Raw genomic sequence first — 17,796 nt, 5'->3', positions numbered from 1 at the left:
GCCTTAGCAAGGCGAGAGACGGCGGGACACGGAAGAGACAGATCCTATGTACAAGAACGGCGGCAAGCGGGCCCTCGATATCGTCCTGGCACTGCTGCTGGCTCTGCCTGCGCTGGTGCTTTGCCTTGTCTGTATCGTTGCGATCCGGCTGGAGGGAAGTGGACCGGCCGTCTTCAGGCAGGTGCGTGTCGGCAGGAATGAACGGGCGTTCGTGCTTTATAAATTGCGCACGATGTCCCGCGATACGGGGGACCGCGCCAGTCACGAGGTGGCGGCAAGCCAGATCACCCGCAGCGGGAAATTTCTTCGCCGCACCAAGCTCGATGAATTGCCGCAGATTTTTAACGTGCTGCGCGGCGATATGAGCTTTGTCGGACCTCGCCCCTGCCTGCCCAGCCAGACCGAACTGGTTGCGGAGCGGCGTCGACAGGGCGCATTTGATGTGCGGCCCGGCATTACCGGACCTGCGCAGCTTCAAGGCCTCGACATGTCGAGGCCTGTCGAACTTGCCGCAGTCGACGGGCGTTATGCGCTCCGTCCGCAATTGGGACAGGATCTACGCCATATCATCGATACAGCGCTCGGTCGGGGCCGGGGGGATGCCGTCAAACCTTGAGGAAATGAAGGCTTTCCGGCATCTGTTCTGCCGGGGTCCATCCGAAAAATTCCGTCAGTTCGGTGTTCGGGACAACGTCCAGCCGGTCGATGGCGCCGGACACCAGCGCACTGCGGCCCGAAAGCTTTCCCGCCAACCGCAACAGACCTGTGGGAACGGGAACTTGGCGAACGGGCCTCCCCTGGGCCCGACCCATCTCGTCGACCAACGCGCGCGTGGATATGGCCCGTCCGTCGGACGGCTCGAATATTTTCCCGTCCGCGCGCTGCCAGGCGGCGGCATCTGCGTCAATCATATGCTGGATCAGGTCGCAAAAATTGCGTCGCGAAAGATAGTTCCTCGGTTCGCTCGCCAAACCGAAAGGCAGCGGTAGCCCCTTCTTCGCAAGCGCCGCCAGAGTGCTAAGCCCGCCACGTCCACCTTTGCCATAGACAGGAGGCAGGCGGAGAATGACGGTAGGGATTTTGCTGTCGGACAGGAAAACCTCTTCGGCGTCGCGTTTGCCTTGCCCATAGGGTGCGTCGGTTTTTGCCGCATAGACGCTGCTGGCGAAAATAATACCTTCCACCGAGGCGCTTTCGGCGGCCGCCTTGACGACCCGGGCAATCGCCGCGGCAGTGTTCGCATCCCTTGCGGCGGTTCGCGACGGATTGTCGGCCAGATGCAACAGAAACTGCGCTCCTCCCAACGCCGACGAAAGGGCGGCGGTATCCTCGTAGGACGCCACCGAATGCCACTGCGTGGTCGCTCCTGCCCAGTCCGGAAGTTTGCCCCGCGAAATACCCCTAGCGGGTATGTTTTGCTGGGCCAAGGTCTCGATCAGGCCCCGGCCAATAAAGCCGCTGGCGCCGGTGACGGCAAGCTTTGCGTTCTCGCTGATGTTCACGTATACGTCTCCGTTGAAACGGGCCATTTCGCAACCGGGATCAAGATGCGTATTCTCCTGATATCACAGTATTTTTTTCCTGAACAGTTTTCCAATAATGCAATCGCGAAAGAGCTGGTCCGGCGCGGCCATGAGGTCGATGCAGTAACCTGCGTTCCCAACTATCCGGCCGGAAAATTCTTTGACGGCTATTCCAATCGTAGCAAGCGAAACGAGCGCTGGAACGATGTTAATATTCATCGCGCCTTCACGGTCGCTCGCGGCAAGCGGTCGCTTTCTCTGATCGCCAATTACCTGACATTCCCCGTGGCTGCCAGTTGGACGATGATCCGAAGACTGAAGACCAAGCCCGCGGTCTCCTTCGTTTCAATGCCGTCGCCGCTTCTGCAGGCGTTGGCTGGAATCTTTCTCAAAAAGTGGCGTGGCGTACCTTGCGTCTATTGGGTGCAGGACATTTGGCCCGAAAGCGCTGTCTATACGCTGGGGATCCGCAATCGCTTCGTGATTGCTGTCTTGAATGCGGTATGCGGATGGATCTATCGCCAGGCCGACCTCGTGCTCGTCCAGAGCAATGGCTTTCCTCCGATGATCGAGCGCTTCGGTGTATCGAGGAGCCGTATCCGGGTGTTTCCCAACACGGCGCCGGACACGTATCGTCCGGTCTCCCCCACGGCCGCGCCGGAGCAGGCGCAGCTCATTCGCCTGGCGGGTTTCCGACTGATGTTTGCAGGCAATATCGGGGAAAGCCAGGATTTCGACAATCTTGTCGAGGCGGTCGACTTGCTGGACGATGCCACGGATCTGCTGGTCGTCATCATCGGTTCAGGGCGCGATGAAGAGCGGGTCAAAAGGAAAATTGCCGAACGGGGATTGCAGAAGCGCTTTCAGTTTCTCGGCCGTCACCCCGAAGAGACGATGCCGCTCTTCTTCGCACACGCCGACGCACTTTTGGTCAGCCTCAAGGACACGCCGATCTTTTCGCTGACCGTACCCTACAAGGTCCAGTGCTATATGGCCTGCGGCAAGCCGATCATCGCCGCGCTGAACGGTGAGGGCGCGAAGATCATCACCGAGTCCGGCGCGGGCCTCGTGGCCAAGGCGTCAGATCCGGAAACGCTCGCAGCCAATATCCGCACCATGATGCAAGAGCCGAAAGATCGTGTTGCGCTGATGGGCGCTCGGGGACGTCAATATTTCGACGAGCATTTTGCTGCGGACAAGGTCTATGACAAGCTGGAGCTGTGGTTGAAAGAGGCGGCGGGCAAAGGCGACGGAATGCCGTAGGACGCGAGGTTCGGTAGCACGCGGTCAGCTTGGCCGGCAGATCGGCATGGGCCGGTCATCAGGATGGCACGACGTTCACCGTCGAGGCATCCGGCTTAGAAAAGGGTGGTGCGTGCCGTGATCACCGGGATAAACCCAAACCCGCAAGCTGTTATCCCTTAACGCAAATCGTCTTCCTGCGGTCGTCGCAAGCGCGCCTGGACGGAAAGTGTATCATGAAAAAGGTTGCGATCCTTCAATCGAATTATATTCCCTGGAAGGGGTATTTCGATATGATTGCCCTTGTAGATGAATTCATTCTCTACGACGACATGCAGTACACCAAGAACGATTGGCGCAACAGAAACAAGCTGAAAACCCCGAACGGGCCGCAATGGCTGAGCGTGCCGGTGGGGCAGGACATCAGGCGGCGTATCTGCGACGTTCGGGTCGATGGCGCGGACTGGCAGGCCAAACACTGGAAGACGATCGAGGCAAATTATCGCCGAAGCAAGCATTTCGACGAAGTCGCCAGCTGGCTCATGCCAATTTATCTGGGCAGGACATTCACGCATCTCACACAGGTGAACAGCTTGCTCATAAAGGCTGTCTGTGACTATCTCGGCATCAAGACCCGCATTTCCCTGTCCATGGATTACACTCTGATCGAGGGCAAGACCGAGCGCCTGGTGGATCTTTGTCTTCAGACGGGCGCCACTGAATATGTTTCCGGTCCCGCTGCCAGATCCTATGTCGACGAGGCGATGTTTCAAGACAATGGACTGAAGCTGACATGGTTCGATTACGCCGGCTATCCTGACTATCCCCAGCTATGGGGGGAGTTCACACATGGCGTTACGATTTTGGATTTGCTTTTCAACTGCGGAAAGGATTCCTGCAGTTACATGAGGTACGTGAAATGAAGCTTTCCATCGTTGCAACGCTCTACAAGTCTGCCCCTTACATTGCCGAGTTTCACCAACGTGCGAGCGCAGTTGCGCGGCAGCTGTTTGACGATGATTACGAAATCATTCTGGTCAATGACGGCTCGCCGGATAACAGTCTTGATCTCTCGGTTTCGCTCGCCGTCAACGACAAACATGTCGTCGTTGTCGATCTGTCGCGAAATTTCGGTCACCATCGGGCCATGATGACGGGGCTGGCGCATGCCAAGGGGGAGGAGATTTTCCTGATCGACAGTGATCTGGAGGAAAGCCCCGAGTGGCTGACCCTTTTCAGAGAGCAAATGGCAGCGACGCCCGGTACGGATGTGGTCTTCGGTGTCCAGGAGGCCCGTAAGGGCGATCTTTTCGAGAGGGTAAGCGGGGCGCTGTTCTGGTCGTTGATAAACCGTTTGTCGGGGCTGTCCCTTCCGGCAAATGTGGTGACGGCACGCCTGATGAGCCGGCGATATGTCGATGCCCTGCTCCAGCATGAGGAACGCGAAGTCTTCATGGCTGGCCTGTGGCAGATCACCGGATACAGACAGCAGCCGCTTCTGGTCAAAAAGTTCAGCAGGAGGACGAGCACATACACCCTGCGCAGAAAGCTTTCATTGCTCGTCAACTCGGTCACGTCGTTCAGCGCTTTGCCGCTCGTTGCCATATTCTATGCGGGACTGGTGATTTTCTTCTTTGCCTGCTGCTACGCCGCCTACCTCGTGGTAAACTGGCTGCTGTTTTCCTATACAATGGCCGGGTGGACGTCGGTCATGGTGTCCATCTGGCTGCTTGGCGGGCTCATTCTGTCGAGCATCGGCATTGTCGGTATATATATCGCCAAGGTTTTCTCCGAAAGCAAACGTCGTCCCTATTCGATCGTGCGAGAAATCCATGGCCGGTAATGCCGTGAAAAGAATCGTTTTCCTGTGCTCCGGCGGTGGCGGCAACCTTTCCTTCCTCCATCACGCGATTCGGCAGAAATGGCTGCCGGACGCGGAAATTCCGGGCGTCATCACGGATCGGCAATGTGCGGCAAATGACTTCTGCGATCGCGTTGGCATCAGGCACGAAATCGTGAAAATCACGGCCCAAGACCAGGCGGGTCTGCTGGATAATCTGGTGGCGCTTGAACCGGATGTTATCGTCACAACCGTTCACCGCATCATCGGTCGGCAGGTGATCGACCGTTTCGAAGACAAGCTGGTCAACCTCCACTATTCGTTATTGCCGGCCTTTCCCGGTCTTATCGGAACGGCGCCGGTTCAGGCCGCGCTCGATCATCAGGCTCTGTTTGCAGGAGTCACGGTTCATCTGGTGAACGAGCAGGTCGATGCCGGCCAGCCGCTGGTTCAGGCAGCGATCCCACTGATCCCCAACGATACGCTTGAAACCCTGATGCCGATTGTTTTCAGATCCGGTTGCCTGGCTTTGCTGCGCGCCCTTTCAACCGGAACGGACTTGGACCACTCCACCGGCATGTCGGCGATAACCTCTATTCTCGGGCGGGTTTGCCTGATAAATGGTGGAGGTCCCCATCGCGCCGATATGGCGGATGATCAACGCTTCTGGGACGATGTGGCAGCCTCGGTCTCGATGCCGTCGGCCTGAGATATATCTTCGACTGGCGGCCATTCCTCTGTATGCGCGCCATAACGTTCGAGTGTCTGATGAGGCTGGCAGCAGCACCCCGACAATTTGCTACCTATGTGCTTGTCGGACTTGCAACCAATGTGTTTGGTTATGTCCTCTACCTGTTGCTGACAGGTTGCGGTGTAGATCCGAAAACGACCATCACCGTTCTTTATCTTACCGCGGCAGTGATCGGATTTTTCGCAAACCGTCGCTTCACGTTCGACTATCGCGGGCGCGTCCTTGGCGCAGGAGCTCGGTATGGTGTCGCTCAATTGCTGGGTTACCTTATCAACCTGTTATCCCTTGTTTTGTTTGTCGACGTGCTTGGCGTCCGGCACGAGATCGTGCAAATCGGGGCGATCGCGGGGGTCGCCGTTTTTCTTTTTCTGGTATCGAAACTCTATGTCTTCCCGGCCGAGCGCATGAAAGCGAAAGAATAGCGGCATGAAAATCTGCCAGGAGTGCAACCGGGGTTTTTCGTCCGCGCAGTGGACCTGTCCGCAATGCGGCTACCGCCCCGAGAAGATTGACGGTTTTGTCGCGCACGCCAAGGACCTCGCCTATGACGGCGGAGGCTTCAAGGCCGAATATTTCAAAAGCCTGGAGGCCGTCGAAGCGTCGAGTTTCTGGTTCCGCTCACGCAATGAGATCATTCTTTGGGCCCTGCGTGCCTACAAACCTGAGGCGAAATCGTTTTTCGAAATCGGATGCGGCACCGGCTTCGTGTTGTCCGGGATTGCCCAACATCACCCCGACATAGCCCTCAGCGGCAGCGAAATCTTCGTGGACGGCTTGAAATATGCCGCGCAGCGGTTGCCCCACGCAGATCTCATGCAGATGGACGGACGTCACGTGCCATTTGAAAACGAGTTCGACGTCATAGGCGCTTTCGACGTGCTTGAGCATATCCGCGAGGATGAAGAGGTTCTCACGCAGCTTCTGAAAGCGCTCAAGCCTGGCGGGATTCTGCTGCTGACCGTCCCGCAGCATCCGTGGCTGTGGAGCAGGACCGACGACTATGCTTGCCATATCCGTCGCTATACGCAAAACGAATTGGCGAACAAATGCACGGCCGCAGGCATGCGGATCGAGAAAAGCACGTCTTTCGTAACCGCGCTGCTTCCTTTCATGCTGGTTTCACGCTGGCTGAACCGCGCGACGAAATCCGATGATGGCGGAATGGCCGAATTGCGGCTGCCACCCTTCATAAACCGACTTTTCTACGCCGCAATGACCATCGACAAGATGTTCATCCGCTGTGGCGTAAACCTGCCGGTTGGCGGGTCCAGACTGGTCGTCGCCAGAAAAGCATTTGCCGCCGGCAATTGAAGACGATAACCGTGCCACATTCCTGTAGCGCATGGTCAGGCGTTCATTGTCGGCAAGAAGCTTTAAAGTTACGACGGCTGGTGGTGTAGGCAGTGTCATACGTCCGACTCCCGTCGCCCGTCGGTGCCGCATCAACATATCCAGGCAGCGATTGCAGGCGGGTTGCTACAAAAAATGGCTTGAGGGGGCGTAACAGTGGCGGACAAAATTCATTTCAACCGGCCTTTCATGACCGGTAAGGAACTCTACTACATTGCCGAAGCCAAATTCGGAAACATGCTTGCCGGCGACGGCCCTTTTACCAAGCGTTGTCACCAGTGGCTCGAAGAGCGGAGCGGATGCGAAAAAGCTCTGCTTACCCATTCCTGCACCGCCGCACTTGAGATGGCCGCGCTGCTTCTCGACATCCAGCCTGGTGACGAAATCATCATGCCTTCCTACACATTCGTATCGACGGCCAATGCCTTCGTACTGCGTGGCGGCGTGCCGGTCTTCGTCGATATCAGGGAGGACACGCTGAACCTCGACGAGCGCCTCATCGAGGCTGCGATCACGCCGCGCACCCGGGCCATCGTTCCCGTCCATTATGCCGGCGTATCCTGCGAGATGGACCGTATCATGGACATTGCCAGAAGGCATGATCTGAAGGTCGTCGAAGACGCTGCCCAAGGCGTCATGGCTTTTTACAAGGGTCGCCCGCTGGGTAGCCTCGGCGATCTTGGCGCCTACAGTTTCCATGAAACGAAGAACGTCATTTCCGGGGAAGGCGGGGCCTTGCTTGTCAATGATGGCGCCTTGGCAACGCGGGCCGAAATCATCCGCGAAAAGGGCACCGATCGCAGCCGCTTTTTCCGTGGCGAGGTGGATAAATACACATGGCAGGAAGTCGGTTCATCCTTCCTTCCCGGCGAGCTTATAGCCGCCTTCCTCTGGGCGCAGCTGGAGGAGGCAGAGCGCATCACCGAAAATCGGCTGGCAATCTGGCAGCGCTATCACGCCCTCCTCAAGCCTTTGGAGGACAAGGGCATTCTACGCCGTCCCATCGTGCCGGAGACGTGCAAACATAACGCCCATATGTATTACGTTCTGCTGGAACCCGGTATCGATCGCGCCGAGGTGCTGGGGCGGTTGAAGAGAAACGATATCCATTCGGTCTTTCACTACGTGCCGCTGCATTCTTCCCCTGCAGGCCAGCGCTACGGACGTGCGGAAGGCGACCTCAACGTCACCGTCACACAATCAGAAAGACTGGTACGCCTGCCATTGTGGGTCGGCCTCGGCGAGGCAGAGCAGACGAAAATCGTGTCTCTCTTGGACCGCTAGGCCGTCGATGGTCTGCCTCAGGTTGGTGAAATGAAGAAAACTGATGTCGCACTCGGCCTAGTCTTTGCCCTGATCGGCGCAATCCTGGGCGTCCGGGTGTTGAATGAAGCCGGCTCCTTGTTCTTCTACCAGAATTTCACGCCGGAAGTCGTTTACGCTGCCTGCGGCCATGGCGTCGGTCATCCGGGCGCCGTATCGCCCAAACTGCTCGCCTTCCTGATGCGGGAGGTGAACGAGATCAGCTGCGCGGACCTGTCAACGGAGACCGGTCCTCTCGGCCCGCCCGGGCTTTTCTTCTATGTGCAGCCGTATCTCAGTATGGCGGTGTCCTCCATCTGGCAGCTGTCATCGGTAAAATATGCCAATCTCTGGCCGATTGTCGCCCTCCTGTCAGGCCTGTACGCAGCCGGCTGTTTCACGCTAACAAGACAGTTTCTCAGCCGTTTTTCCGCGACTGTGGGCGCCGCCTTTCTGACGGCGTCACCGGTTGCGCTTCCGCTGATCGTCTCCTTCCGCGACTATGCCAAGGCGCCCTTCTTTGTCTGGACGCTCGTATTCCTGATCGCGGCGTTGCGGACCTCACGATTTTCGACGATGACTGCATGGGTCGTCGCAAGCGGGTTGGCGATCGGTCTCGGCTGCGGATTTCGCGCCGACCTCATCATCCTCCTGCCGATTGGGATGTTGGCTCTGCTCATCGCTTTCGAATGGCGGTTATTCCTGTCGCGCCTGGCGGCGGCATTCGTTCTTGCGGTTGTCGTCATCGTTTCGGCTTACCCGGTGCTGTCTCATGGCAAGGGCGGAACGCATGGATCCTTGATTGTTCAGGGCATGAGTGATCCGTTCAGAGCTTACCTGAAAATGACTCCGGCACCGTATTCATTCGGTTCACAATATTCGGACGAGCTTGTTCTTTCAGCCGTGGCCGCAGATGCCAGGTCGGATCATCCGCAATGGGACGCCGGGGAAGGACAGCCGGTCTATGGCCTTTCCCAGGCAAACACGCTCTCAGGTGCGCACTGGCAACGTTTCTTCCCGTTCTTTCTGAGCGATTTTGTCAACCAGGCGTTCAAATCGGCAGCTTTGATCGTGGGTTTTCCGCTTCTGGCGGCGCCGGGGTCGCTTCCGGATCCCGGTTACCCCGTGATGGCGGGTCCGTCGTCCAGTACCTTCATGGCGCCGCTCTATGTGTTGTTCGCAAAGCCGTGGATGCCTTGGTTGGGCATGCTGGGCGTGATCGTTTTCCTGGCACGACTTTGGGCGCGCTCCCGTCAGGAGGCGGTCGCGTTGGCTTTCACTTTGACGGCGCTTTCGACCTATCCGGTCGTGCAGTTTTCCATCAGGCACGTTTTCCATCTCGAATTCATCTGGGTCCTTTCTATGCTGTCGCTGGCGGAACTGCCTTGGCGATGGCGGGCATTTGTCCGGGCAGGCTGGTCCTATGGGGCGACATTGGCCGGCGCGGCCGCCATGGTGATCGCTGTCGTCCTTCTGCTTGGCCAGTATCAGCAGGCGGTGCTGGCGAGGGAATTCGCAGCGCTGCTGGCTTTACCCCGCGACCGGATCGATGATGCTGGCGTGGTACAGGGGAGGGCCAGCTTGACTGTACCTGTTCCCTCCGAATACCAGGATTTGATCGGATCACAGCCCGACAGCATGACCCCAAATATTGCGGGCGTGGGCCTGCAATGGGAAGTGCGGAGCGCTGCCGACCGTCTGCTTCTGACGATTTCCGGAGCACAGTGCTCCGGCCAGGCGACGATCATGGCGCATTACGCCAAGACCGACAATGTCTGGCAGGCCTTCGATCAGCGTATGACAATCGCCGTCAATGGAGCGGGCGAGGGCACTCGCCTCCTGCTTCCCGCCTTTTACCGCCCGACGCAGCATCTGTCGTCTGTGGATGTGGCAGATGTGTCTGACCAGTGCTCTCTGCGCCTTGAAAGGATTGACGGCAGGACTATTTTCCCGTCCCTGCTGACCGCCATATTCCCTCCAGACTGGGCGTCGAGACCGCTTCGTATCGGGTTCGGACACTTTTGACGACGACCTGAGTGAGGATGCGGGAGCGTTACTCGTTCAAGCCATCCTGACGCGGTTCAACTGCCGGCATGCGCTTGCCGGGATCTCATGGCCGCAAAGATGCATAGCATGTAAAGGAAAGCCCCACACAATTCGATCGCGGCCACTGCCTGAACGATGGCGAGCGTGGTGGGCGGTCCTCCGTGCCACAACAGTCCTGCGACGCAGATCAGACCCAGCGTCGTGGTTGCCGTATTGATCGAGAGTATCGTCTGGTTCCTGCGAAATGCCAGGAGAATGCCACCGGAAGCGCCGGCCAGCATTTTGGCAACGACGATGATCGTGCACAGCACCATGATGGACCAGCCGAACGGGGCGAGCCAGGAAACGGCGAATGGAAGCAAAACAAGTCCGATATTGACGATTGCCGCCGTCGCCAGGGCACCGGCCAGAAGAAATGCGAGTATCTTCCCATATGAAATGCGGCGCTGACCGGATATCGCGTCGATGAGGCGCGGAATAAGGACCCCCTGGGCCGTTATCGTGGGGATGAGGGCTATGGTGCACACGGTCATGATCAACCCGATTTCCCCCGCAACGATCGCCGCACCGCCGACGGCCGCCGCAAAGAGGATGGGGCCGTGGTCAAGGATGGAACGAAACATCATCGAAATCCCGAGGGAAATCGCCGAACCTAGAATGCGCCGCGCGTGTTGTCCCACCAAGGCATGCGGCCGAAACACATGCGCGATGGTGGGCCCGAAGCTAACCCGGGTCAGTCGTAGAACGATGAGGATTTCGAGGAGGAGACGGGGAACATACCACGTGTAGACATTGGCGAAGCCCAAGACGGCGCAAAGCGCGAAAAGGACAAGGCAGAGGAGGCTTGCGCCGGCCGAAGCGATCAGAAGTTCGTTGAATCGCTGTTGCGCCTGCGAAGCGGTCACGAATATGAGCCGCAGGCCGATCACGCCTGCCAGAGGAAGAGCCAGCGGCAGGACGGTTTGGTATTCCATCGGGATCGGCAAAGCGGTGACCGCGACGACTGCCAAGAGAACCAGAAGGATGAAGGCAGACCCTACGATCGCAAGGCAGGCGGACGCGGTCAGTTGCAGGTCTTCCAGACTGATGCCCTTGCGCGCCTGAACCAGCAATGTTGACGGGAGCCCGAAGGTGACGCACAGCGCCAGGATCGTCGCCAGGCTTTCCGTCGTGCGGATCGTCCCGAAAACCTCAGGCGCGTTCAGCGACGCGGAACCAAGTTGAAGGACGTAGATCAACCCTTGGACCGACAACAGGGAGACGCCATATGCGATAAACGGAAAGATCGCCTTCACGTTTTTCATTTAGGCAGCTTTTCCAGAATTCGCGCGACGGTCCCATGGGGCGAGTTCCGTGCTGCACAGAATTTGCCGGTCTCGCGAACTCTGTCCATCAGGGTGGGCGCATCGAGATCGAGAATGGTCTTGAGCGAAGCGCTGACCGTGCTCGCGTCTGTATCGTCCAGCGGCAGGAAGTGATCGAAATAAGCGTCATCGATACCAGGAAGGCGAGTCGAAATGACCGGCTTTCCTCGCGTAACATAGTCGAAAAGCTTGGAAGGGAAAGAATATCGTCCACCCTCCCAGCGCGCGTCGCGAGGATTGATCAGGAAATCCGCCGTCGCGATCATCGCCGCCAGTTCGCCTTCGGGAAGGAAGGGGATGACCTTGATCCGGGCGTCGGCCGCACTGAGCCGTTTCAGTTCCTCAGCATCGGCACCATCTCCGACGAAAATCAGTTCGGCCGAGATGTCCTTCGCTTCGGCAAACAGCGTGGCGAAACGCGCCACTTGCGTAAAGCTGCCGGTATACATCAGCCGCGGTAGACCGCCTGTCGCTGCAGGCACCGACGTCGTGCGCTCAACCGGAATGTCAGGGGTCGCCACCAAACCCTCTACCACTTCGTAGGGCATTCCTGCAGGCAGCCAATCGTCGCTGATCGCTTTGGCGAAGGGCACGGCCAGATCGAACGAGCGCACCAGCCGGTTCAGGAGCGCGTCATCCATTTTTTTCAGGAGACCATGCAGGCCGGTGGGCGGCTTTCCATGCATATGCATGGGCAGATCGGGAATGACCACCACGGCCGGAGCATTCCAGCGCTTTTTAGCCAGGGCTGCAGCCAGCAGAAAGGGTGTATGCAGCGAATAGACGACGATGACGTCCGGCCTGCCGGCAGGCGCTCGGACGCCATGAAACGCTGCTTTGACAAAGCGTGTGACGAGTTTGATGACCGGCAGGTTGAGACCGCCCAGAAGAGTGCCGGCAACCGCTCCGTTGAAAATTGAGAAGGACCTCCCTGGCTGGTGGAAGATCCTGCTCCTTGGATATGAGGCAATCGGAAGGGCCGATACGGCCGCCATGCTTATATCGTGGGAGACGAAGCCGGCGATAAGGCTTTTCTGGAATTTTGCGGCGGACACCTGTGGAGCGGGTTCTTGGGAAAAGGCATCTGCCAGCACGTCCTCTGAAGCGATGAACCCGAAATACAGGATAGTTTTTACCAAGCCCGACGTCCCCCTGTTGAGGCGCGCAACTTAACAGGTCGCGCGACGCTGTAAAGTTAGGGACACGATATCTGGCGGTTGTGTAACCGGAGCAAACGATCTGTGAATTGCAATTTGAATCGATTTGCTGCTGTCTAGCCCTCGCCCGGCCTTGGGCGTTGCCGCCATGTTATGCGGAAAGGAGATCGGAATGGACAGAGAAACGATGGACGAGCGGGAGAATGACGAGCCGGTTCTGCCCGTCGATGATCAGGACGTCCGACTGTTTTGCCCGTGGGACGACGCTTTCCGCAAGGATTTTGCCACGACGGGCGAGTTCGAATTCTGAACGATCGATCGACGTCATTCTGTCGGTAATCCACAGGGACCGATCGACGATCGTTTCAAACCGCCGTCGGCGCACTGAGGTCGGTCCGGCGTGATTCGAACCGATAAGGGCGACGGCGCCCGCCGATCGCCGGATGGATCGAGAAGTTATCCACGGTCCACAAAGTCTTGACTTAGTCCAGGTGCCTGCAAACCAGGTCGACGTGGCATGCCGATCCCGGTCCGGGGCATGATGATCCTGCAATGGGTCCGCCGCCGTCAGCTGGATGCGCAAAGGGCAAGGGACGCGCCCCGCTCACTCCATTTCCGCATCTCCTTTTCCGCCCCGAAAATTTTCGGATTGCGCTATCGCGGGTCGGATGCTTACATCCGCGCGCCGCTCGGGAGAAGCGGATTGGAGGAAACCACTGCTGCAAGGCAGCGGTTGAGGAGGATGCGGGCATGAGCCTTTCTGCAGGGCATATCCGTGAAAAGCTCGATCTGCTTGTGACCGGCATGACCGGCCTGCGCGATGACGGTCGCTTTCATGAACCCAATCTTGACGGTTCCGCCGGTGACTACATTTCCTTCGACAGCTGGGAATGGCCGCAGGGTGTCGGCCTTTATGGACTGATCCGTCTGTGGCAGTTCACCGGCCGCGACGACCTCAAGATTTTGATCGAGAACTGGTATGCCGCCCGTATCGAGGCGGGCCTGCCGAAGCTGAACGTCAACACGACGGCGCCGATGCTGGGCCTTTCCGTCCTCTGGCGCGAAACCCGCGATCCGCGCTGGCAGCCTGTGCTGGATGCGTGGGCGAACCGCGCCGTGACTGAAATGGGCCGGACAAAGGAAGGCGCCTTTGCGCATCACGTCTCCGACAAGGTCAATGACGACGAGCTTTGGGACGATACGCTTTATATGGTGGCGCTGTTTCTGGCCTCCTATGGTCAGGCCAGTGGCCGCACCGAACTGGTCGATGAGGCGGTAAAGCAATTCCTCGTGCATACGCGTTATCTGGCCGACAGGAAGACTGGCCTGTGGTTCCACGGCTGGACCTTTCAGGGGCACCATAATTTTGCAGAGGCCCGCTGGGCGCGCGGCAATGCCTGGATCACTGCGGGCATGCTCGACCTTTTCGATCTGGCCAATATTCCGGCGGCGGTTAAGCACTTTTTGAGCGGCGTTCTGGTGGCGCAGGTGGATGCGCTCCTCGCGTTGCAGACGGCATCCGGCGCGTGGCGCACTCTGCTCGACGACCCGACCTCCTATGAGGAAATTTCGGCAACGGCCGGTTTCGGTTATGGCCTGCTGAACGGCCACCGGCTGGGGCTCGGTACGCTGGAATGGCGGGACGCCGGTTTGCGGGCCGTCGAGGCGCTGCTTGCCAATATCGATGAGACCGGCACGGTGCTGAATGTGTCCTACGGCACCCGCATGGGCCGTGACCTGCAATTTTATCGCGACATACCCATCCAGCCGACCGGTTACGGGCAGGCGCTGGCGATCCTCTGCCTGTCCGAGGCGCTGCGCCATGTCGAAGGAGAGGTTTGATGGTGATGAAGGTTCTTTATGGCGCCGGCCCGGATGACATCAAAGGCTTCGATACCGCACGGTTGCGCAAGGAATTTCTGGTCGAGGACCTTTTTCAGCCGGGTGAGGTGAGTTTTACCTATACCCATGTCGACCGCCTGATCCTTGGCGGCGCGGTGCCGCTCAATGCGACGCTGACATTCGGGTCGGGTGAGGATATCGGCACGCCCTACCTTCTCTCCGCCCGGGAGATGGGTGTTGCCAATCTCGGCGGCAGCGGCACGATCACCGTGGATGGCCAAAAGTTCGAGCTGGAAAACCGCGACATTCTTTATATCGGCCGGGGTGCAAAGGAGATTTCGGTCGCCAGTCATTCGGTTGAAAGGCCGGCGCGGTTCTACATGAATTCGGTTCCGGCCGGCGCCGATATCCCGCATCGGCTGATCAAACGGGCCGAATCAAAACCGCTCGATCTTGGTGAAACGCGCCGCTCCAACAAACGGAATTTGCGGATGTATATCCACCCGCAGGTGGCGCCCTCCTGCCTGCTTCTGATGGGCATTACCGATCTGGCCGAAGGCAGTGTCTGGAACACCATGCCGCCGCATCTGCATGAACGACGCATGGAGGCCTACTGCTATTTCGATCTCGCGCCGGAAGAGCGCGTCATCCACCTGATGGGGCGGCCGGAAGAAACCCGGCATCTGCTGGTCAAGGATCTTGATGCGGTGCTGTCGCCGGCATGGTCCATCCATATGGGGGCGGGAACCGATGGCTACGCCTTCGTTTGGGGCATGACCGGCGAAAACCAGGAATATAACGACGTAGCCCCGGTGGCCCTCAGTGAACTCAGGTAAGGCGAAGATGAATCCGGAACAGAACTGGATGCACAAGACATTGAAGCCGGGCGACGCCGTGCGTTACTGGCAGCTTGGCCGCATCGCCGAGGAACGGTTCGACGTGGCCGACGCGCCGATGAAGGGCGAGATGGACCCGTTCTTCTTCCTCACCAAGGTGAAAAATTTCATTCCGCACGAATATCCCTGCCGCACCATTTTTGCCGACACCTATCGCGACAAACGGCCGGATGTGCGCGGTGAATTCGAGGCGGCGCGCTGGTGGTTGCCCTTCGGTTCGCCACGGCTCGATCTGTCGGGCTTCTGGTTCCGCCCGACGCGGCTCGCCACATGGACACGCACCTATATCGAGGCGGAAACCGCGGGCACGGCAAGGATCCGGCTCGGTACCTGCGGCGGCGCGGTTCTGTGGCTGAACGGTTCGGAAGTGGGCTGGATGGCGCCCTATAGCCGCAATCTCGAAGCCAAGCAGGAATTCGAACTGGAACTGACCGCCGGTCTGAACGAGATCGTGCTGTTTTTCGATGATCTTGCCGAGCGCGATGCCCGTTATTTCTATCAGTTCGATTATCTCACAGGCCCTGCCGCCAATGTCGCCCTGCCGGTTCCGGTGGCGGGTGCCGTGGCGGACAGTCTGGAAGAAGCGCTGGACGGCATGCATCTCGACCGCCAGCATTATTTTGGCGGTGACATCACCGTGCTGTTTGCCAGGGCGCTGCCGGTCGAGGCCAAGGTCAATGTCGCCATCGAAGGCGATTTCATGTCGCGTGAGCGTTTCGATTACGATTTCGAGCTGCCAGCCGGTGTCGGCAGCCTCAATGTCGGGGCGTCGGAAAATGCGCCGGCTGATTTCCGTCATCTGCGCGTGACGCTGAATGCCGGTGGTTTTGTCGCCTCGCGCTCCGTGGGCGTGGAAATCTGCCATGCGGCGCGGCAGGGTGAGGCTCCGGCGTCGCTCACCGAACGCATTACCGAAACGCTGACCGAAGTGTCCGATTATTCCGAGCGTGATACGGTGCGTGCTTTTGCCCGGCTGGCCAGCGGCCGTGGTGGTGCCGATACCGATGCGATGATCGAGGAGATCCTGCCGTCGATCGAGGATTGCCATGACTGCGCCGATTTTTCGCTGGTGCCGCTGATCTGGTCGCGCACGGTGTGGGGCGGCGATATCAACGAAAAGACGCGCGCCCGCATCGATGCCGCCATCCTCAACTATCGTTACTGGATGGATGAGCCGGGCAATGACGTGCAGTGGTATTTTTCGGAAAACCACGCGCTGCTGTTCCATACCTCCGCTTATCTGGCCGGTCATCTTCTCCCCGACGCCACGTTTGTCCGTTCCGGCCGCAAGGGTTCGGAGCAGGCGAAAGTGGGTGCTGCGAGGGTGCGGGCATGGCTCGATCATTTCGAGCACTGGGAAATGGCGGAGTTCAATTCCGCTCCCTATTTTCCGATCGACCTCAAGGGCCTGACGGCTCTGGCAGCACTGTCTCCCGACAAGGATATCGCCGACCGCGCCAAGGCCGGGATCGTGCGGCTTGCGGAAATCATCGCGCGTTCGGCGCATCATGGCATGGTGACGGCGGCGCAGGGGCGTTCCTACGAACACACGCTCTGCGCCGGTCGCTCGCTGGAGCTTTCGGCGGTTGCCCGCCTGCTCTGGGGCAAGGGTTTTTATGGCCGCCGCGGGCATTGCCTGCCGCAGATGGCGGTGTGCCTCCGCGATCATGGGCTGGTGATCCCGCAAGAGTTTGCAGCGATCGCAGATCATCAGGGCGATCAGCATCAGGAGTGGCGTTTCGCGCAGGGCGAAAATTCCTTTGCCGCGCTCTATCATTACAAGGGCAGAAATTTCGCCATGGGCTCGACGGTGCATTACCGTTGGGACGAATGGGGTTATCAGGAAACCGTGCTGCACCTGCGCATCGGGCAAAAGCCGGAAGCGGCGATCTGGATCAACCATCCGGGTGAAACCATCCAGTTCGGATATGGCCGTCCGTCATACTGGGGCGGTTGCGGCACCATTCCGCGCGTTCAGCAATATCGTGGGTTGGCGGTGCTGGAGTTTACCACCTACGAGGAACAGCCCGACTTTACCCATGCCTGGTTCCCGGTGGCAGAATTCGACGAAAGCCGTGTCTCGGGCAGTCTCGCACTCGCCCGTTCGGGTGAAGGTGCGGTGCTTTTGCGGGCAGGTTCCGATCTTGAGGCAACGAAGGAAGGTCCTTCCGCCGGTGCGGAACTTCGCCAATATGGCCAGAAGACCAGCTGGATCGTGCGGGTCTGCGAGGCAGGGGATCTCGCCTTGGTGGAAAACCGGTTCGGCGCTCTGCAGGTTGAACGGTCGGGCGACGGCACACTCGTTGTCGAAGACCCGGAATATGGTAGCGTGTCTTTCCGGGCCGATGGCACGGTGGAGGCTGAAGGCCGCGTGATCGCGCGGAAAGACTATGACGTGAAGGGCCAGGCGAACATGCTTGCTGCCTGATTGTGGTCAACGGACGGGTTGGGAGGCCCTGGTCCATCAGAGGAGGAAAATGCGC

17 protein-coding genes are annotated in these 17,796 nt (G+C 58.8%); 13 read left to right on the top strand and 4 right to left on the bottom strand.

Going from position 1 to position 17,796, the window contains the following annotated elements:
* Positions 1-46 precede the first annotated feature (46 nt).
* Positions 47-616, top strand: a complete 570-nt coding sequence (locus ACQKKX_RS07765; protein WP_427569960.1) for a sugar transferase — start codon at positions 47-49, stop codon at positions 614-616.
* Here the strand turns inward: ACQKKX_RS07765 and ACQKKX_RS07760 are convergent.
* Entirely contained in the window at positions 606-1,502 is an 897-nt protein-coding gene (locus ACQKKX_RS07760) for an NAD-dependent epimerase/dehydratase family protein (protein WP_427569959.1), read from the bottom strand. The genes ACQKKX_RS07765 and ACQKKX_RS07760 overlap by 11 nt on opposite strands.
* Positions 1,503-1,547: 45 nt before the next feature.
* On the opposite strand from ACQKKX_RS07760, the gene ACQKKX_RS07755 reads away from it, so the two are divergent.
* The 7 genes from ACQKKX_RS07755 to rffA all read left to right on the top strand — a co-directional run bounded on the left by ACQKKX_RS07755 (position 1,548) and on the right by rffA (position 7,990).
* A complete protein-coding gene (locus ACQKKX_RS07755; RefSeq protein ID WP_427569958.1) occupies positions 1,548-2,786 on the top strand; it encodes a glycosyltransferase family 4 protein in 1,239 nt (412 codons plus the stop codon).
* Positions 2,787-3,001: 215 nt separating this feature from the next.
* On the top strand, positions 3,002-3,688 hold the full coding sequence (locus tag ACQKKX_RS07750; RefSeq protein ID WP_427569957.1) for a WbqC family protein: 687 nt from the start codon (positions 3,002-3,004) through the stop codon (positions 3,686-3,688).
* A complete protein-coding gene (locus tag ACQKKX_RS07745) occupies positions 3,685-4,608 on the top strand; it encodes a glycosyltransferase family 2 protein (protein ID WP_427569956.1) in 924 nt (307 codons plus the stop codon). Before ACQKKX_RS07750 ends, ACQKKX_RS07745 begins: the two co-directional genes overlap by 4 nt.
* Positions 4,598-5,314 carry a formyltransferase family protein gene (locus ACQKKX_RS07740; RefSeq protein WP_427569955.1) on the top strand — a complete coding sequence of 239 codons (717 nt, stop codon included), beginning with the start codon at positions 4,598-4,600 and terminating at the stop codon, positions 5,312-5,314. Before ACQKKX_RS07745 ends, ACQKKX_RS07740 begins: the two co-directional genes overlap by 11 nt.
* Before the next feature lie 59 nt (positions 5,315-5,373).
* Complete coding sequence (locus ACQKKX_RS07735; RefSeq protein WP_427569954.1) at positions 5,374-5,778, top strand: GtrA family protein; 405 nt, start codon at positions 5,374-5,376, stop codon at positions 5,776-5,778.
* A 4-nt stretch (positions 5,779-5,782) separates the two neighbouring features.
* Entirely contained in the window at positions 5,783-6,667 is an 885-nt protein-coding gene (locus ACQKKX_RS07730; protein WP_427569953.1) for a class I SAM-dependent methyltransferase, read from the top strand.
* Positions 6,668-6,862: 195 nt separating this feature from the next.
* Positions 6,863-7,990, top strand: a complete 1,128-nt coding sequence (rffA, locus tag ACQKKX_RS07725; RefSeq protein ID WP_427569952.1) for a dTDP-4-amino-4,6-dideoxygalactose transaminase — start codon at positions 6,863-6,865, stop codon at positions 7,988-7,990.
* A gap of 57 nt (positions 7,991-8,047) precedes the next feature.
* Here the strand turns inward: rffA and ACQKKX_RS07720 are convergent, their stop codons facing one another.
* Positions 8,048-8,173: a hypothetical protein gene (locus ACQKKX_RS07720; RefSeq protein WP_427569951.1), complete on the bottom strand. Its 126-nt coding sequence runs from the start codon at positions 8,171-8,173 to the stop codon at positions 8,048-8,050.
* 45 nt (positions 8,174-8,218) lie between these two features.
* On the opposite strand from ACQKKX_RS07720, the gene ACQKKX_RS07715 reads away from it, so the two are divergent.
* Entirely contained in the window at positions 8,219-10,033 is a 1,815-nt protein-coding gene (locus ACQKKX_RS07715; protein WP_427569950.1) for a hypothetical protein, read from the top strand.
* A 56-nt stretch (positions 10,034-10,089) separates the two neighbouring features.
* On the opposite strand, the gene ACQKKX_RS07710 is transcribed toward ACQKKX_RS07715, so the two are convergent.
* Together ACQKKX_RS07710 and ACQKKX_RS07705 are read right to left on the bottom strand one after the other, a co-directional pair.
* A complete protein-coding gene (locus ACQKKX_RS07710; protein WP_427569949.1) occupies positions 10,090-11,358 on the bottom strand; it encodes a hypothetical protein in 1,269 nt (422 codons plus the stop codon).
* Entirely contained in the window at positions 11,355-12,557 is a 1,203-nt protein-coding gene (locus ACQKKX_RS07705; RefSeq protein WP_427569948.1) for a glycosyltransferase, read from the bottom strand. Before ACQKKX_RS07705 ends, ACQKKX_RS07710 begins: the two co-directional genes overlap by 4 nt.
* A gap of 190 nt (positions 12,558-12,747) precedes the next feature.
* Here ACQKKX_RS07705 and ACQKKX_RS07700 point away from each other — a divergent pair, with 190 nt between their 5' ends.
* The 4 genes from ACQKKX_RS07700 to ACQKKX_RS07685 all read left to right on the top strand — a co-directional run bounded on the left by ACQKKX_RS07700 (position 12,748) and on the right by ACQKKX_RS07685 (position 17,741).
* Positions 12,748-12,885, top strand: a complete 138-nt coding sequence (locus ACQKKX_RS07700) for a hypothetical protein (RefSeq protein WP_427569947.1) — start codon at positions 12,748-12,750, stop codon at positions 12,883-12,885.
* Between the two features lie 440 nt (positions 12,886-13,325).
* Positions 13,326-14,417, top strand: coding sequence for a glycoside hydrolase family 88/105 protein (locus ACQKKX_RS07695; RefSeq protein WP_427569946.1), 1,092 nt, complete (start codon positions 13,326-13,328; stop codon positions 14,415-14,417).
* A complete protein-coding gene (kduI, locus tag ACQKKX_RS07690) occupies positions 14,417-15,253 on the top strand; it encodes a 5-dehydro-4-deoxy-D-glucuronate isomerase (protein ID WP_427569945.1) in 837 nt (278 codons plus the stop codon). Before ACQKKX_RS07695 ends, kduI begins: the two co-directional genes overlap by 1 nt.
* A 7-nt stretch (positions 15,254-15,260) precedes the next feature.
* Positions 15,261-17,741: a hypothetical protein gene (locus ACQKKX_RS07685; protein ID WP_427569944.1), complete on the top strand. Its 2,481-nt coding sequence runs from the start codon at positions 15,261-15,263 to the stop codon at positions 17,739-17,741.
* Positions 17,742-17,796 lie beyond the last annotated feature (55 nt).

The sequence above is a fragment of the Neorhizobium sp. NPDC001467 genome (assembly GCF_050275975.1).
GTDB lineage: Bacteria > Pseudomonadota > Alphaproteobacteria > Rhizobiales > Rhizobiaceae > Neorhizobium.
Note: the sequence above shows the minus strand (reverse complement) of the source record. Positions and strands in the feature narration are given on the sequence as shown.

Coding starts and splice junctions, on each gene's coding strand:
- ACQKKX_RS07695 (WP_427569946.1), top strand. CDS start 13,326: ATGAGCCTTTCTGCAGGGCATATCCGTGAAAAGCTCGATCTGCTTGTG.
- ACQKKX_RS07745 (WP_427569956.1), top strand. CDS start 3,685: ATGAAGCTTTCCATCGTTGCAACGCTCTACAAGTCTGCCCCTTACATT.
- ACQKKX_RS07730 (WP_427569953.1), top strand. CDS start 5,783: ATGAAAATCTGCCAGGAGTGCAACCGGGGTTTTTCGTCCGCGCAGTGG.
- ACQKKX_RS07755 (WP_427569958.1), top strand. CDS start 1,548: ATGCGTATTCTCCTGATATCACAGTATTTTTTTCCTGAACAGTTTTCC.
- ACQKKX_RS07720 (WP_427569951.1), bottom strand. CDS start 8,173: ATGACCGACGCCATGGCCGCAGGCAGCGTAAACGACTTCCGGCGTGAA.
- ACQKKX_RS07710 (WP_427569949.1), bottom strand. CDS start 11,358: ATGAAAAACGTGAAGGCGATCTTTCCGTTTATCGCATATGGCGTCTCC.
- ACQKKX_RS07765 (WP_427569960.1), top strand. CDS start 47: ATGTACAAGAACGGCGGCAAGCGGGCCCTCGATATCGTCCTGGCACTG.
- ACQKKX_RS07735 (WP_427569954.1), top strand. CDS start 5,374: ATGAGGCTGGCAGCAGCACCCCGACAATTTGCTACCTATGTGCTTGTC.
- ACQKKX_RS07685 (WP_427569944.1), top strand. CDS start 15,261: ATGAATCCGGAACAGAACTGGATGCACAAGACATTGAAGCCGGGCGAC.
- ACQKKX_RS07700 (WP_427569947.1), top strand. CDS start 12,748: ATGGACAGAGAAACGATGGACGAGCGGGAGAATGACGAGCCGGTTCTG.
- kduI (WP_427569945.1), top strand. CDS start 14,417: ATGGTGATGAAGGTTCTTTATGGCGCCGGCCCGGATGACATCAAAGGC.
- ACQKKX_RS07750 (WP_427569957.1), top strand. CDS start 3,002: ATGAAAAAGGTTGCGATCCTTCAATCGAATTATATTCCCTGGAAGGGG.
- ACQKKX_RS07740 (WP_427569955.1), top strand. CDS start 4,598: ATGGCCGGTAATGCCGTGAAAAGAATCGTTTTCCTGTGCTCCGGCGGT.